The sequence below is a fragment of the Streptomyces sp. NPDC058008 genome (genome assembly GCF_042886395.1).
Classification (GTDB): domain Bacteria; phylum Actinomycetota; class Actinomycetes; order Streptomycetales; family Streptomycetaceae; genus Streptomyces.
Genome location: NZ_JBHVQX010000016.1, coordinates 58,542 through 73,286, shown reverse-complemented (window position 1 = coordinate 73,286; position 14,745 = coordinate 58,542). Strand labels below are relative to the sequence as shown.

At 72.6% G+C, this 14,745-nt stretch carries 13 protein-coding genes; 10 read left to right on the top strand and 3 right to left on the bottom strand.

Annotated features, from left to right (window positions below; all coding sequences use genetic code 11):
- Positions 1-9: 9 nt before the first annotated feature.
- The 6 genes from ACFVS9_RS17940 (at position 10) to ACFVS9_RS17915 (ending at position 6,173) form a co-directional block, all read left to right on the top strand.
- Positions 10-1,470: a cytochrome P450 gene (locus tag ACFVS9_RS17940; RefSeq protein ID WP_383112901.1), complete on the top strand. Its 1,461-nt coding sequence runs from the start codon at positions 10-12 to the stop codon at positions 1,468-1,470.
- A 4-nt stretch (positions 1,471-1,474) separates the two neighbouring features.
- On the top strand, positions 1,475-2,587 hold the full coding sequence (locus tag ACFVS9_RS17935) for a Rieske 2Fe-2S domain-containing protein (protein WP_383112902.1): 1,113 nt from the start codon (positions 1,475-1,477) through the stop codon (positions 2,585-2,587).
- A gap of 114 nt (positions 2,588-2,701) precedes the next feature.
- Complete coding sequence (locus tag ACFVS9_RS17930) at positions 2,702-3,595, top strand: 3-hydroxyacyl-CoA dehydrogenase family protein (protein ID WP_389933365.1); 894 nt, start codon at positions 2,702-2,704, stop codon at positions 3,593-3,595.
- Positions 3,592-3,894, top strand: coding sequence for an acyl carrier protein (locus ACFVS9_RS17925; RefSeq protein WP_383112904.1), 303 nt, complete (start codon positions 3,592-3,594; stop codon positions 3,892-3,894). Before ACFVS9_RS17930 ends, ACFVS9_RS17925 begins: the two co-directional genes overlap by 4 nt.
- Complete coding sequence (locus tag ACFVS9_RS17920; protein ID WP_389933362.1) at positions 3,887-4,993, top strand: acyl-CoA dehydrogenase family protein; 1,107 nt, start codon at positions 3,887-3,889, stop codon at positions 4,991-4,993. Before ACFVS9_RS17925 ends, ACFVS9_RS17920 begins: the two co-directional genes overlap by 8 nt.
- 43 nt (positions 4,994-5,036) lie before the next feature.
- Positions 5,037-6,173 (top strand): HAD-IIIC family phosphatase, encoded by a 1,137-nt coding sequence (locus ACFVS9_RS17915; protein ID WP_389933359.1) that lies wholly within the window; start codon positions 5,037-5,039, stop codon positions 6,171-6,173.
- Between the two features lie 9 nt (positions 6,174-6,182).
- On the opposite strand, the gene ACFVS9_RS17910 is transcribed toward ACFVS9_RS17915, so the two are convergent.
- The 3 genes from ACFVS9_RS17910 to ACFVS9_RS17900 all read right to left on the bottom strand — a co-directional run bounded on the left by ACFVS9_RS17910 (position 6,183) and on the right by ACFVS9_RS17900 (position 9,550).
- On the bottom strand, positions 6,183-6,845 hold the full coding sequence (locus ACFVS9_RS17910) for an O-methyltransferase (RefSeq protein WP_389933357.1): 663 nt from the start codon (positions 6,843-6,845) through the stop codon (positions 6,183-6,185).
- Between the two features lie 566 nt (positions 6,846-7,411).
- A complete protein-coding gene (locus tag ACFVS9_RS17905; protein WP_389933354.1) occupies positions 7,412-8,065 on the bottom strand; it encodes a hypothetical protein in 654 nt (217 codons plus the stop codon).
- A 12-nt stretch (positions 8,066-8,077) separates the two neighbouring features.
- Positions 8,078-9,550: an alpha/beta hydrolase gene (locus ACFVS9_RS17900; RefSeq protein WP_389933351.1), complete on the bottom strand. Its 1,473-nt coding sequence runs from the start codon at positions 9,548-9,550 to the stop codon at positions 8,078-8,080.
- Positions 9,551-9,751: 201 nt separating this feature from the next.
- On the opposite strand from ACFVS9_RS17900, the gene ACFVS9_RS17895 reads away from it, so the two are divergent.
- The 4 genes from ACFVS9_RS17895 to ACFVS9_RS17880 all read left to right on the top strand — a co-directional run bounded on the left by ACFVS9_RS17895 (position 9,752) and on the right by ACFVS9_RS17880 (position 13,866).
- Positions 9,752-10,930, top strand: coding sequence for a sensor histidine kinase (locus ACFVS9_RS17895; RefSeq protein ID WP_389933607.1), 1,179 nt, complete (start codon positions 9,752-9,754; stop codon positions 10,928-10,930).
- On the top strand, positions 10,931-11,608 hold the full coding sequence (locus tag ACFVS9_RS17890; protein ID WP_383112910.1) for a response regulator: 678 nt from the start codon (positions 10,931-10,933) through the stop codon (positions 11,606-11,608).
- Between the two features lie 285 nt (positions 11,609-11,893).
- Positions 11,894-12,619, top strand: a complete 726-nt coding sequence (locus ACFVS9_RS17885; protein ID WP_389933348.1) for a FadR/GntR family transcriptional regulator — start codon at positions 11,894-11,896, stop codon at positions 12,617-12,619.
- A complete protein-coding gene (locus ACFVS9_RS17880; RefSeq protein ID WP_389933346.1) occupies positions 12,616-13,866 on the top strand; it encodes a CynX/NimT family MFS transporter in 1,251 nt (416 codons plus the stop codon). Before ACFVS9_RS17885 ends, ACFVS9_RS17880 begins: the two co-directional genes overlap by 4 nt.
- Positions 13,867-14,745: the final 879 nt, after the last annotated feature.

The following is a 14,745-nucleotide window of genomic DNA, read 5'->3' as shown; positions in this document are numbered from 1 at the left end:
AGGCTGACCATGACAGACACGACCACGGCGACCGCCGCGTCGGTCCCGCTCGCCCCGCAGGGCCTGCCACTGCTGGGCCACGCGCTGCCCCTGCTCCGCGACCCGCTGGCGTTCATCATGTCCCTGTCCGAATACCGCACGATGGTCCGCGTCCGGCTGGGACCGACCTCCGCGGTCATGGTCTGCGATCCGGCCCTGACCCGGCAGGTGTTCCTCAACGACCGCGTCTACGACAAGGGCGGGCCGATCTACGACCGCATCCGCGAGGTCATCGGCGACGGCCTGTCCACCTGCTCCTACACCCTGCACCGGCGGCAGCGGCGGCTGTGCCAGCCCTCGTTCCACCCCACCCGGCTCCCCGGCTACGGAGCGGTGTTCGCCAAGGCGGCCGGGCTGAAGGCGGATTCCTGGAAGGACGGGGACGTCCTCGACATCACCCAGGAGATGATGACGCTGACGACACGCGCCACCATGCAGACGATGTTCAGCGGCGCGCTCCCCGAGGAGACCATGCGGCGGGCCCTCGCCGACACCGCCGTCATCGTCAGCGCGTTCTTCCGCCGGATGATGACACCCGCCCTGCTGCGCCAGGTACCGACCCCGCAGAAGCGGCGGTACGACCAGGCCCGCACCCGGCTGGCCGACACCATCGCGCAGATCATCGCCGAGCGGCGGGCCGACCCCACCGACCACGCCGACCTCCTCTCGGCACTGGTCGGGGCGGTGGACGAGGAGAGCGAGGACGGCCGGAAACAGCTGAGCGACGCCGAACTCGCCGACGAGGCCCTGACGTTCTTCCTCGGCGGGATGGAGACCACGGCCATCACCCTGGCCTGGGCGCTGCACCTGCTCGCCACGAACCCGGACGTCCAGCACCGCCTCCAGGCCGAGACCGACGAGGTCCTGAACGGCGAGGAGCTCGACCCCGCGCACCTGCCCTCGCTCGGGCTGGCCGGCCGGGTGGTGACCGAGACACTGCGCCTGTACCCGCCCGCCTGGATGATGACGCGCACCCTGAGGGAGGACGCCGAACTCGGCGGCGTACAGCTCAAGGGCGGCAGCACCCTCGTGCTCAGCCCGTACCTCCTGCACCGCCGGCCCGACCTCTACACCGAGCCCGACCGGTTCGACCCGGACCGCTGGCTCGACGCCCAGCCCGACCGGGCCACCTACATCCCCTTCGGCGCCGGACCCCGCAAATGCATCGGGGACCAGTTCGCCCTCACCGAGGCCATCCTCGCCCTCACCGCCATCGTCGCCCGCTGGCAGCTGAGCCCCGTCGGCGAACAGCCCTTCCGGCCCAAGGTCGAGACCAGCCTGAGTTCACGCGGACTGAACCTGCGGCTCAGCGAACGGCGGGCGGACGACGCCGCGAGCCCCGGGCTCCGCACGGCCGCCCCCCGGTCCGCCCCCCTCCAGCCGTCCACCCGACAGGGCACCGCCGCCTGCCCCGTGAAGCACCAGGAGTGAAGCCGTGAAGCCTCACCTGAAGCCCTTGGTCAAGCAGCTCCTCAACTCCCGGGGAGCCGACCTGGGCGCGGCGGCCCCCGCCGACACGCTGCACGCCCCCTCCCGTCCCTACCCGAACGGCTGGTTCTGCGTCGCCTTCGCCGACGAGGTGCGACCAGGGTCCGTCATCACCCGCCCGCTCGCCGGAGCGGAGGTCGTCGTCTACCGCACGGCCAAGGGCGTCCTGCGTGCCGTCCGGCCGCGCTGCCCGCACCTGGGGGCCCACCTCGGGGTCGGCGGATCGGTCGAGGGGGAGGACATCGTCTGCCCCTTCCACCGCTTCGCGTTCGACCCGACCGGCACCTGCGTGCGCACGGGCTACGACAAGCCGCCACCGAGGGCCTCACTGGCGCAGTACCCGGTGTGCGAGGTCAACGGCTCCGTCTACGTGTGGTGGCACGCCCTCGGCCTGCCCCCGGAATGGGACGTGCCGGCCTTCCCCATGGACGTCCGGCAGCCGTTCAGCCACGACACCTACGACATCGCCGGGCACCCCCAGGACGTCATCGAGAACGCCTTCGACTGGGGCCACCTGCCCGCCCTGCACGGCCTCAAGGACCTCGACATCGAAGGCACACCCGTGCCCGGGGAACCCGTCAGCACCGTCACCGCGACGGCCCGCGGCACCGTCATGCGCGGGTTCCGCCAGTCCTACACGCTCACGGTGATCGGACTGGGCACCATCGCCGCCCGCTCCGTACTGCCCCGGGACGCGGGCAACCTCTACGTGATGCTCCACGCGACCCCGACCGGCCCCGGACGCATCCAGCTCCGCTTCGGCACGAAGCTGGAGCTGAACGGCCTCCCCGGCGTGCCCGCGACGATCGGGCGCGTGGCGGCCACGCCGCTGGCCCGGCTGGCCGGCGCGGTCCTCCAGCGGGTGGCCAGCGTCGACACCGGAGCGGACCTGCTGATGTGGCACCACCAGGAGCACGTCGAGCAGCCCAAGCTCGCCAAGGGCGACGGCCCGATCGGCCGGTACCGCCAGTGGGCACAGCAGTTCTACACGGAACCCGCGGGCGGCCTCGTGCCACCACGGCCGCCCCGGCGGACCGAAGTGAGCCGCTCCGAGGAATGACCGGCGGCCCCACCCCGGGCGGCGGCACCGGAACCGCTCCCGGGCCATCGGCCCCACCGAGTCCGGACGCAGCTCCGGCAGCACACGCCGAGCCGGATCCGAGAGAGGGACCACATGGCAGCGGAGAACGGAACGCCCGGCGCCGGGCAGCGACTCACCGTACTCGGGGCGGGGGTGATGGGATCAGGCATCGCCGCCCTGGCCGTCGGACACGGCATCGCGGTGTCGCTGATCGACCTGGACCGGCGCCGGCTCGACGAGGCACCGGCCAGGATCGCCCACCAGGTACGGACGGCACGGCTGATGGGCGCACTCCCGGACGGGACCGAACCCGGCACGCTCGTCACCGGCCTGTCGCTCGCCGGCCTGGTCACGGCCGACGACGCGGCCCCCACCGCAGTGATCGAGGCGGTCACCGAGGACGCCGACGCCAAGGCGAAGGTCCTCGCGGACGTGTCCGCGCTGGTCGCACCCGGCACCCCGGTCATCTCCAACACGTCCGCGATCCCCATCGACGAACTGGCCCGGGCGGCGGCCCGGCCGGCGGACCTGATCGGCACCCACTTCATGAACCCGCCCTACCTGATCCGGACCGTCGAGGTCATCCGGGGCACACACACCTCGAACACCACCCTGGACGCACTGCGGACGCTGCTCACGGCGCTGCGCCGGGAGGCGATCGTGGTCGACGACGCACCGGGCTTCGTCACCAGCCGGATCCTGCACCCCATGATCAACGACGCGGTACGGGTCGTGGCGGCCGGCACCGCGAGCGCCGAGTCCGTCGACCGCCTCATGCAGGGATGCCTGGGCCACCCGACCGGCCCGCTGCGCACCGCCGACCTCATCGGGCTGGACAACCTGGCCGACTCGCTGTGGGTCCTGTACAGCCGGACCGGCGACGAGGGGTGCCGCCCCTGCGACCTGCTGCTGGAGATGGTGCGGGACGGCCACCTCGGCCGCAAGAGCGGACGCGGCTTCTACGAGTACGAGGGAGAACACGCATGACCACGTCATCCAACCGGCCGGTGCCGGAATCCGTGGGCGACCCCGGCACCGTCCAGACGGACCTGCTGCGGCTCCTGGAACGCCGCACGGGCAGGACCTGGGCGACCGACGCGGACGTCTTCGGTACCGGCGGACTGTCCTCGCTCTTCGCCATGGAACTCGTGGTGCACCTGGAGAGGACGTACGGCATCTCCATCCGCGGCGCCGACCTGCGCATGGAGAACTTCCGCACCGTGCACCGGATGGCCGCGCTCGTCGAGCGGCTCCGCCCCCCGGCCACCGGCGGCTCCGGTGCGTGAAGCCGTCGCCGCGGCGGCCTCCGCCGTCACGGAACTGGTCGGCGACCGGGCCGGCGCATGGGACCGGGCGGGCCGGCTGCCCGAGGACGTGGTGCGCAAACTCGGGGCGTCCGGCCTCCTCACCGCCCAGGTCCCGGCGGACCACGGCGGACCGGGATGGAGCAGCGCGGACAGCGGCGAGTTCACCGCCCACGTCGGCAGCCTGTGCAGCTCGCTGCGCAGCGTCATGACCTCGCAGGGCATGGCCGCGTGGGCCGTCGAACGCCTCGGCGACCCGGCGCAGGCGGCCGACCTCCTGCCCAGGCTGGCCTCCGGCGACCTGGCGGCCATGGCCTTCAGCGAACCTCAGGCGGGCAGCGACCTGTCGGCCATCGAGGCCACCGTCACCGCCGACGGGGACTCCCTGCTGCTCACCGGCCGCAAGAAGTGGGTGACCGCGGCCGCATACGCCGACCTGTTCCTCGTCGTCGCCCGGATGGGAGAGGCGGGCGCCGTGGCCGTGGTACCCCGGACGGCCCCCGGCGTCCAGGTGCGGCGCGTGGCCGACCCACTGGGCTGCCGGGCCGCCGGACACGCCGACCTCACCTTCGACGAGGTACGGCTGCCGCCCGGCAGCCTGCTGGGCGGCGGACACCAGCCGCTGTCCCTGCTGGTGACGACGGCCCTCGCCTACGGCCGGATCTCCGTCGCCTGGGGCTGCGTGGGTATCCTGCGGGCCTGCGTGGCGGCGGCCGCCGGCCACGCGGGAACGAGGCACCAGTTCGGCAGGCCGCTGGGGCGACACCAGCTCGTCGCCCGGCACCTGGCCGACCTGTGGGCCTCCGAACAGACCGCCACCCGGGCCTGCGAGTACGCCAGCCGCTGCTGGGACGAGAACGCCGCCGGCCTGGCCGCCGCCGTCGTGCTGGCGAAATACGTCGGGGCCGAGCACGCGGCCAGAGGCGCGGCAGCCGCGGTCCAGGTGCTGGCGTCGGCCGGAGCCCAGGACGGGCACGTCGTCGCGCGGGCGTACCGCGACGCCAAGCTCATGGAGATCATCGAGGGCAGCAGCGAGATGTGCCAGCTCATCCTCGCCGACCACCTCCTCGGCGGACGATGACCACGCCCACGACCGCCGGGCACGCCACCACAAGGAGCCGAACATGAGCGACACCGCCCCGGCGGACCCGCCCGCGACCGTGAAGTGCCTGGTCTGGGACCTCGACAACACGCTCTGGCACGGCACCCTGCTGGAGGACGAGGACGTCGTCCTGCCCGACGCGGTCCGCGAGGTGATCGTCGGCCTGGACGCCCGGGGCATCCTCCAGTCCGTGTGCAGCCGCAACAGCCACGACCACGCCTGGGCCCGCCTCCAGGCGCTCGGCGTCGCCGACTACTTCGTCGTCCCGGAGATCGGCTGGGGCCGCAAGTCCGACGCCGTGCGCCGCATCACCGAGCAACTGGATTTCGCTCCCGCCACCATCGCCTTCATCGACGACCAGCCGGCCGAACGGGCCGAGGTCGCCCACCACCTCCCGGACGTGCGCTGCTACCCGGCGGAGGACGCCGTGAAGCTGCTCGGACTCCCCGAGTTCAGCCCCCGGTCGGTGACCGCCGACTCACGGAAGCGGCGGACGATGTACCAGGCCGGCTTCCGGCGTACCGACGAACGGGCACGGTACACGGGCTCGCACGAGGACTTCCTGCGCTCGCTGGAGATGGTGATGCGCATCGGGAGGGCCACCGACGACGAGCTCTCGCGGGTCGAGGAACTGACCCTGCGTACCAGCCAGATGAACGCGACCGGAGTGCACTACCCCGACGAGGTGCTGCGCGGACTGCTCACGCACCCCGGCCACGAGGTCCTGGTCACGACACTCACCGACCGCTTCGGGCCGCACGGGGCCGTGGGCGTGGTGCTGTTGGAGAAGCACCCGCGGGCGTGGCACCTCAAACTGCTCGCCACCTCCTGCCGTGTCGTGGCGTACGGTGCCGGCACCATCATCCTGAACTGGCTGGCCGACCAGGCGGCCCGCGCCGGTGTCCATCTGCTGGCGGACTTCCGCGCGACCGACCGCAACCGGATGATGGAGATCGCCTACCGGTTCGCCGGCTTCGACGAACGGCCCTGCGACTGCCGGGCGCCGGCCACCGGGAACGCCGGCCAGGACGTCCAGTTGCTGCACCTCGTCGCCGAGCGGCGGGACGCTCCCACGACGGTACAGCTGGTCGCGCCGGACCTCACCGACCCCGCACGGGCCTCCCGGACCGTGCGCGGCCTGACCTGCCCCGGCCGGTGACCCGACGGCTCACCGGCGGCGGACCAGGGTGATGCCGTCGGCCATCGGGAGCATGGAGACGTCGACGCGTCGGTCGTCACGGATCCGGGCGTTGACCTCACGGACACCGGCGGTGTCCGCGTCGTCGGCGAGGGGGTCGACGACCCGGCCGAAGAAGAGCGTGTTGTCCACCACCACCAGGCCACCCGGCCGGACCAGCCGCAGCGCGAGCTCGTAATACTGCGGATAATTCGCCTTGTCGGCATCGATGAAAACGAGTCCGAATTGATCCGGACCGCCATCGGTGAGCATTTCCTCAAGGCTTTCGAGGGCCGCACCGATACGCACCTCGATCCGGTCGTCCACGCCTGCCCGCTGCCAGTATTCGGCGCCGATCTCCGGCCATCGCCCGCTGATGTCACAGGTGACCACACGCCCCCGCGGCGGAACCGCGCGGGCCATGCACAGGGTGCTGTAACCGGTGAAGGTGCCGATCTCCAGGACGTCCGTGACACCGGTCGTCGCGACCAGGAACGCGAGGAACTGCCCCTCCTCGGCCATGACCTGCATCGCCGTCCCGCCCGGCAGCTCCGCGGTCGTCCGGCGCAGGTCGCGCAGGATCTCGTCCTCCCTGAGCGAGAATTCCCTGACATATTCGAGAAGCTCCGGCCCGGCCGAAATCTGATTCGCCATACGGAGAACCCTAGATCGTCCCCTACTCCGATTCAACAGTGCATTGTCGGGCCACCGGGGCCGAATTCATTCGCGACTGGCCGACGGGTGCTGACCGCCCCCGCCGGCGGACCGGGGGAGAGGGACGGGAGGCCTCCCGGGCCGCACGCCTCCCGGAACGGCCCGCGAGGGCCGGTACGCCCGCTCCTCCGTCGTGAGCCGCCGACCTCTCCACCCCGCCCGGGCGGTCGCCGCACACGGCGGGCTCCCGGCGACGACAGCCCACGACCGCTGACGAAGCGGGCCGACGGCCCGGAACCCGCCCGGCCCGCACAGCTGGGCAACTCGCCACGAGGACACACCTGCCGCCGTACGAAGCTGTTCCCCGCAGGCCCTGCCTTTCGCCGTCCGCCCGGTCGTGCCGATGGGGCGGACGGTGCGCTCACCGCGATCGGGCCAGCGAACCGGACGGCCGCAACGATGCCTGTCGCCGGCTCAGTCGACCCGGTCGCGGGGCGGCCCGGTTGCGGGGTAGCCCGGTTGCGGGGCGGCCCGGTCATCCCCGCAACCGGGCGCCTCCCTCCGCGTCAGCCCGCCGCTCCGTCGAGCAGCCGGCTGTACCGCAGCCGCAGTGCCCGCTCCGTGCCGGCCGCCAAGGTGACGAGGGTCAGCGCGAGATTACCCGCGGCCGGCAGACGGACCGGCGCGGTGAAGGCCCCCAGACGCTCGGCCACCACCGGCACCCCGGTGAGCTGTTCGGCCAATTGCGTGGCCAGCAGGACCAGGGCGACGAGGAGCACGGCCAGAGAGAGGGCACCGATACCGCGGCTCAGCGCCGGATGCGCGCGGTCGAGGCGGGCGCGGCGCCCCTCGGCCGAGCCGCCGTCCGGGACGAGCAGGTGCTCGGTGCCCTCGGCGGTGACGTAGTGGCAGCGTCGCAGCCCGAAGTTGCTCAACCGCACCTCGACGGTGCCGCCCGGTACCGGGAAGGCGGCGGGAAGCCTGGAGCGGGCATGGTGCGTGCCGTCGAGGTACAGGTCGGCCTTGGCCTTGGCGGACGTCTGGTCCTGACCGCGCTTGACGTCCACGGCGTACACCGCCTGCCCGCCGCCACCGTCCGGCAGCCGGAGGAAGAACAGCGAGCGGTAGGGCAGCTGCCACCAGCGGAACCGCTTGAGCGGGCTCCCGTCCCCCGGGGTGATCCGCCGGGCGGCCCGGCGGCTTCGCATCTCCTCGAACATGTCCAGCCTCCGTCACTTGCTCACTTCGCTCGGTTCCGCCGCGCAGGCGAGGTCCCGTACCGGGCGTTCCCCGGTGATCAGGAACGCCGTCGCGGCGTCCTTGGCACAGGTGTTGCCGCCGTACGGGTAGACCCCGTGCCCGCCCTGATCCGCCGTCACCAGCGTCGCCCGCCCGCCGAACGCCCGTCGCAGCTCCCGGGCGCCGACCAGCGGCGTGCCAGGATCGCGCTCGTTCTGCACCATCAGCACGTTCGACGGGCCCCGGCCGGTCACGCGGACCGGCGGCTCGGTCCGCTCCCGCGGCCAGAACGCGCAGGGGTTGATGCTCGCCGTGGAGCCGCCCAGCATCGGATACCTCAGCCGGTCGACGGCGACGTTGCGCTGGTACTCGCGGACCGTTCCCGGCCAGCGCGAGTCGCCGCAGACCACGGCGAAACGTGCGGCCAACAGGTTCTCCAGGCCCGCGGGCAGCTCCTGGTCGGGGAGTTGCGCACCGGTGTCGACGGCCTGCCAGAACTCGGCGAGCCGGGGCATGGAGCCGTCGGCGTAGAGCTGTTCGAAGGTGTATCCGCGGAACAGGGTCCCGTCGACGCCCTGGACCGGCTTCGCGTCCAGCCGCTCCACCAGCTCGTAGAACAGGGCGGTGACCTGCTTCGGCGTGGAGCCCAGGCCGTACCCGGGGTGCTCGGCCGCGAACGCGGCGAAGTCGGGGAAACGGTCCTCCATGCCCCGGGCGAGCAAGCGCATCGCGGTGACGTCGTACCCGCCGGGACCCATGTTGCTGTCGAGCACGATCCGGTCACCGCGCCGCGGGAACAGCGTCGTGTAGACCGCACCGAGGTAACTGCCGTAGGACGCACCGAGGTACGACAGCTTCGGCTCACCCAGGGCCGTCCGCAGGCGGTCCATGTCGCGCGCGGTGTTGGCCGTCGTGAGGTGCGGCAGCATCCACGCCGTCCGCGAACCGGTGCACTGTTCGGCGATCTTCCGCGCGTAGCCGACCTCCCGCGTGACATCGGCCGCGGTGTGCGCGTACGGCGGGAAGTTGCCACGCCACTGCTGCTCCCGCGTCAGGTCGCAGGTCACCGGTGCGCTGCGGCCGACCCCGCGCGGGTCGAAGCCGATGACGTCGTAGGAGTCGAGCACCTTCTCGGGCAGCCCGGACGCGGCGAGGACGGCCGGGTACGTCAGGCCCGCTCCGCCCGGCCCTCCCGGGTTGGTCAGCAGGACCCCGCGCCGGGCCGAGGGCTTCTCGCTCGCCAGCCGGGAGACGGCGATCTCGATCTGCCGGCCGCCCGGATCGCGGTAATCCAGCGGGACTTCGAGCGTCGAGCACTCCAGCCGGGGCGCGGCGGCCCCCTCGGGGCACGGCCCCCACCGCAGGGAGCCGGGCGCCTGTGCCGTCGTCGCGGCCGACGACGGCGCGGGCAGTGCGATCACCGCCAACGCGGCGGTGGTGAGTGCGAGGGACAGAGTTCTGCGCATGAGCGTTCCTCCTGTGGGGGGCCTTGCCGGCACGGGAACGAGTCTGTTCGCCCGGCACGGGAGGCACATCGGCCCGTCGGACCGACCCGGCCCCGACCGCAGGAGAGGTGCGGGTTAGACCTGGGTCCAATGCCCATCGGCCCCGGGTCTGATCCCCACGGCGCACGTGGTGGGGACAATGGGCTGGTGAACACGGACGTGATGCCTCGGGCCGGGGTCTGGCAGCAGACCTGGCGGCTGACGGTGGCCGCCGTCGTGAGCCTGCCGATCTGGCTCTCGACCCTCGCTCTGATGCGGAACCAGCCCGGCGGCCCCGGCACCTGGCCCCTCGTCGGTGATCCGCTGGTGGCCCTGGCCTGTCTGACGGTGCTCCTGTGGCGGCGGCGGTGGCCCCTCACGGTCGCCCTGACGGTCACGGTCGCCTCGACCGTGTCGGCGCTCGCCACCGGCGCCGCGCTGCTGGCGCTGTGCTCGGTCTCCACCCGCCGCCGCCCGGTGGAGATCGGGGCCGTCGTCCTCGCCTACGTCAGCGCGTCACAGCTCGCCGTCGGCGTGTACCCGGTACAGGGAGCGGACGAGGCACTGTGGTGGGTCCAGATCGTGGTGCCGGCGCTGACCGCGGGAATCGCGGTGGCCGCCGGCGCGGCGGTCGGGGCGCGGAGGGTCGAAGTGCGCTCCCTGCGGGACCGGGCGGAGAGCGCGGAGCGGGAGCAGAGCGCACGGGCGGACCGGGCACGGGCCCTGGAGCGCAACCGGATCGCCCGCGAGATGCACGACGTACTCGCGCACCGCATCTCCCTGGTCGCCATGCAGGCCGGAGTGCTCGACCACCGCGGCGACCTGTCGGCCGACGAGAACCGCGTCCTGGTCCGCGGCATCGCCGAGGGATCCCACCAGGCACTGGAAGAGCTGCGGGAGGTCCTGGGCGTGCTCCGCGCAGACCCGGGCCGACCCGAACCGCCGCAGCCCTCTCTCGCCCGGATCCCCGAACTGGTGGCGGACGCCCGCACCTCGGGCCTCGACGTCAGGCTCACCGACGCCGTGGCCGGAACCCCGCCCGACAGCATCGGACGGACCTGCTACCGGATCGTCCAGGAAGCGCTGACCAACGCCGCCAAGCACGCCCCCGGTGCCGTCGTGCGGGTCACCCTCGACGGCACCGCGGGCGGCGGCCTCGACATCGGCGTCCGCAACGGCCCGGCCCCCCTGCGCACCGCACGGCCACCGTCCTCGGGCTTCGGCCTGCTGGGCGTCGTCGAACGGATCACCCTCGCCGGCGGCGAACTCGACCACCACCCCACGCCCGAGGGCGGGTACGTTCTCACCGCCCGGCTGCCCTGGCCGGACGGCACCGCCCACAGCCACGAAAAGAGCGTCTGAGTGGAAAGCCGGAACGATCCCGTACGAGTCGTCATCGTCGACGACGAACAACTGGTGCGCATGGCGCTGCGGCTCGTCATCGACGGCGAACCGGACCTGACCGTCGTCGCGGAGGCCGCCGACGGGAACGCCGCCCTCGCCGTGGTGGACGAGCAGCGGCCCGACGTCGTGCTGATGGACGTACGGATGCCGGGACGGGACGGGCTGGACACCACCCGGGAGCTGCTCGGCCGGCCGTCGCCGCCCCGGGTGCTGATGCTGACCACCTTCGACTCCGACGACCTGGTGCTCGGGGCGCTGCGCGCCGGAGCGCTCGGCTTCGTCCTCAAGGACACCCCGCCCTCACGCATCCTCGACGCGGTACGGACCGTCGCGGACGGCAACCCGGTGCTGTCCCCGGCGGCCACGGCACGGGTGATCGCGGCGGCCACCGCCCCGCACTCCTCGCACGCACGCAACCGCTCCCGTGAGGCGGCCCGCGAGCGGCTGTCCGTGCTGACCGACCGGGAGCGGGAGACCGCCCGCGCCATCGCGGACGGACTGGGCAATCCGCAGATCGCCGAACGGCTGCGTATCACCGTCGCCACGGTCAAGGCCCACACCGGCAGCCTGTTCGCCAAGCTGGCGGCCGAGAACCGGGTACAGATCGCGCTCCTGGTCCGCGACGCGGAGGACTGAGCGGCGGGCCGACGAGGAGGCCGCCCGCCCGTACGTGTCCACCGACGCCGTACTCGCGGGTCTCCGGTCAACGGGCCGGTCCCGGTGAGCGGCCTCACGTCCCCGGCCGAACCGGCCAGGACGGCGCGCTGGCCGGACGGCACATGCCCTGGTCGGGGTCTGCCACGATCGGGGTCCGGGCGCCGTGCCCGCCACCCCCGCCGCCGGAACCGGAATCCGTGCCCTGAGCACGTGCGTAAAAAGTCGTACAGCCAAACGTCAGACGTTTGTGCATATGATGTATCCATGAAACGCATCAGCGCACCACGGCGAACGGCCAGTCTGTCCGCTCAGCTCGTGGACAGTCTCCGCGCGCACATCGAGGCGGGCGGCTGGCCGGTGGGCACCCGGATCCCCTCGGAGCAGGCCCTCATCGAGGAGCTCGGCGTCGGACGCAGCACGCTGCGGGAAGCGATCGGCGCGTTGGTGCACCTGGGCCTCCTGGAGGCCCGGGCCGGAGACGGCACCTACGTCCGCTCCTCGAGTGAGCTGCAGTCCGTCATGGTGCGTCGGGCGAGTTCCGCACAGCGGGACAAGGTGCTGGAGCTGAGGACCGTTCTGGAGGAGTACGCCTCCGGGGCCGCCGCCCTGCGCCGCAGCGAGGAGCAGTTGCGGCAGCTGCGGGAGCTGCTGGCCGACGCCGATGCGGCCAGCACGGGCGAGGACACCTCCGCGGCCACGACTGTCGACGCCCTGTTCCACCGGTCCGTCGTCCGGGCGAGCGGCAACGACCTGCTGGTCGAGGTGTACGACCATCTCGGTACGGCGCTCACCTCGTCCCTGGGGGGCCTGGCCTGGGACGCCGGCCACGCCCAGGAGCACGCCCGCCTCCACCGGCAGCTCGTCGACGCGATCGAGGACCGCGACGCGAGCGGCGCCCGCGACGCGGCGACCGCGATCGTCCAGCTCACCCGCGACCACAGGAGCGGAACACCACGGAGCGGAACACCCCGAGCAGCGGAGGAACAGTGAACCCGCAGTCGTCACCGATACCCCGTCAGGACTCCGCCGAAGGGGCCCCGGCCGACGGCCGCCCCGGCCCCGTACCGCCCACCGTGCCGGCCGGGCTCGTCATCGCGATCTGCCTCGTGGCGGCGAACCTGCGCACCACCCTGACCGGTGTCGGCACACTGCTGCCGGAGATCGAGCGGGGCAGCGGCATCACGGCGAGCTGGGCCGGACTGCTGAGCACCCTCCCCCTGCTGACGTTCGCCGCGACCTCGCCACTGGTCGCCCGGGCCTCCCACCGACTGGGCAGCACCCGCCTGCTGGTGGCGGCGCTCGGCGTACTGATCGTGGGAACGGTGGTCCGCTCCCTTCCCTCCATGATCTTCCTGTTCGCCGGGACGGTGATCCTCTCCGCCGCCATCGCGTTCGGGAACGTACTGCTGCCCGCTCTGATCAGGCAGCGTGTGCCCGCCCGCCGCATCCAGAGCGTCAGCGCCCTCTACGTGACCGTCATGGGCCTCATGGCAGCCGTCTCCTCCGGGATCTCCGCACCGCTGGCCCACACCCTGCCGGGCTCCTGGCGCACCGCGCTGGCCTGGGGCGTCGCCTTCACCGTCGCGGCATTCCTCGCCTGGCTGCCCCGGGTGCGGGGCGACAAGCCGCAGACGTCGACCCGCGGCACCCCCAGCCCGGTTCCCTGGCGGTCCCGGCTCGCCTGGCAGGTCACCTTCTTCATGGGACTCCAGTCCCTGGCGTTCTACACCGCGATCGCCTGGCTGCCCAGCATCCTGATCACCCGTGGCATGAGCAGCACCGAAGCCGGCTGGATGCTGTTCCTCTACCAGGTGGTCTCCCTGGCATCCAGCAGCCTCCTGCCGCTGCTCACCCGAGGCCGTCACGACCAGCGCTGGGAGGCGGTGGGGGCATCGGCCCTCGTGACCGCGGGCTTCACCGTACTGTTCGCCGCCCCGGCCCTGTCCGTCCTGGCGTGCGCCTTGCTCGGACTCGGCGGCGGTGCGTGTCTCGTCCTCGCGCTGACCTTCCAGAGCCAGCGCGCCGGCAGCTCCGGCGAAGCCGCCGCGCTGGCGGGCATGGCGCAGTCGATCGGCTACCTCGTGGCGGCGGCGGGCCCCCTCCTGCTCGGGATCCTGCACGACGCGACGCACAGCTGGACGTTTCCGCTCGCCCTCCTGGCCGTCCTCGGAATCGCCATGGCGCTTGCCGGGCACGGTGCGGGGCAGGACCGCCGCATCGCCCGGCCGTCCGGCTGACCTGGGGCACGCCGCCGGACCGGCGACGCCCCCGCACGACCGGCGAAGTGCCCGCCCCGGCTGTTACCGCGCCCCGCTCAAGGTGCCACTCGTGCCCGAAGCCGCGTGGCAGAGGGCCCACTGCGCCCATGTCGGAATGCTCATGACGGCCGTGCGGGGGCCGTCTGCTGACTGCCCGTCCTCCCGCCGGTGGCTCGCCGGTTCCTGTGGCCGGACGGCGACGACGCCGTCTTCGGGAATCGATGCCGCCTGCTCGACGGGGAATCCGGGAACCTCCTCCGTCTTGACGGAGCGCGAGCACTTCCACCTCACCGACGGCCGGATCGACACCATCCGCCTGATCTTCGACGCCACCGCCGGGCACCGTCGTGCGGGCCGTCACCCCGTCCCGACTCCCAACCCGGCATCGTGCGGTCCAACGGCCCGGCAGGCGGGAAGCCCAGAGCGTGACTACAGCCGGAGAAGCACATGGCACCGGCCCTGACACCAGGGCGCGACCCGGCGGGCAGCACTGTGGCGATCCCGATGCCCCGTGCAGAAGAGCATCGGCGATCTCCGGACCGGGATCGCTGGTGAGCACGCCGCGTTGAGGGCGCGGCCGACGCACCCGGGCTGTTCCCGAACTCCCGCCGCCCCGTGCAACAGGCCCTGTCGTGCGGCAGAGGGACTCGGCAAAGGGCGCCGCTGCCTGAGCGGAAGCGGATCCGGCCTTCGACGCCGGGAAGACAGCCGGTTGATGACGGCATGGCCAGGCGCGCACCTCACCGTGTTCGCCGCACGCTGCTCTCCGTTCCGCCGTTTCTCCGTTTCCTCGGGGCGCCCGGGAAGCGCCGGTGACCTCGACGGCTGATCATGGATGCGGGCCCGCTGAAGGCCTGT

Coding starts and splice junctions, on each gene's coding strand:
- ACFVS9_RS17915 (WP_389933359.1), top strand. CDS start 5,037: ATGAGCGACACCGCCCCGGCGGACCCGCCCGCGACCGTGAAGTGCCTG.
- ACFVS9_RS17930 (WP_389933365.1), top strand. CDS start 2,702: ATGGCAGCGGAGAACGGAACGCCCGGCGCCGGGCAGCGACTCACCGTA.
- ACFVS9_RS17910 (WP_389933357.1), bottom strand. CDS start 6,845: ATGGCGAATCAGATTTCGGCCGGGCCGGAGCTTCTCGAATATGTCAGG.
- ACFVS9_RS17885 (WP_389933348.1), top strand. CDS start 11,894: ATGAAACGCATCAGCGCACCACGGCGAACGGCCAGTCTGTCCGCTCAG.
- ACFVS9_RS17895 (WP_389933607.1), top strand. CDS start 9,752: ATGCCTCGGGCCGGGGTCTGGCAGCAGACCTGGCGGCTGACGGTGGCC.
- ACFVS9_RS17940 (WP_383112901.1), top strand. CDS start 10: ATGACAGACACGACCACGGCGACCGCCGCGTCGGTCCCGCTCGCCCCG.
- ACFVS9_RS17905 (WP_389933354.1), bottom strand. CDS start 8,065: ATGTTCGAGGAGATGCGAAGCCGCCGGGCCGCCCGGCGGATCACCCCG.
- ACFVS9_RS17900 (WP_389933351.1), bottom strand. CDS start 9,550: ATGCGCAGAACTCTGTCCCTCGCACTCACCACCGCCGCGTTGGCGGTG.
- ACFVS9_RS17925 (WP_383112904.1), top strand. CDS start 3,592: ATGACCACGTCATCCAACCGGCCGGTGCCGGAATCCGTGGGCGACCCC.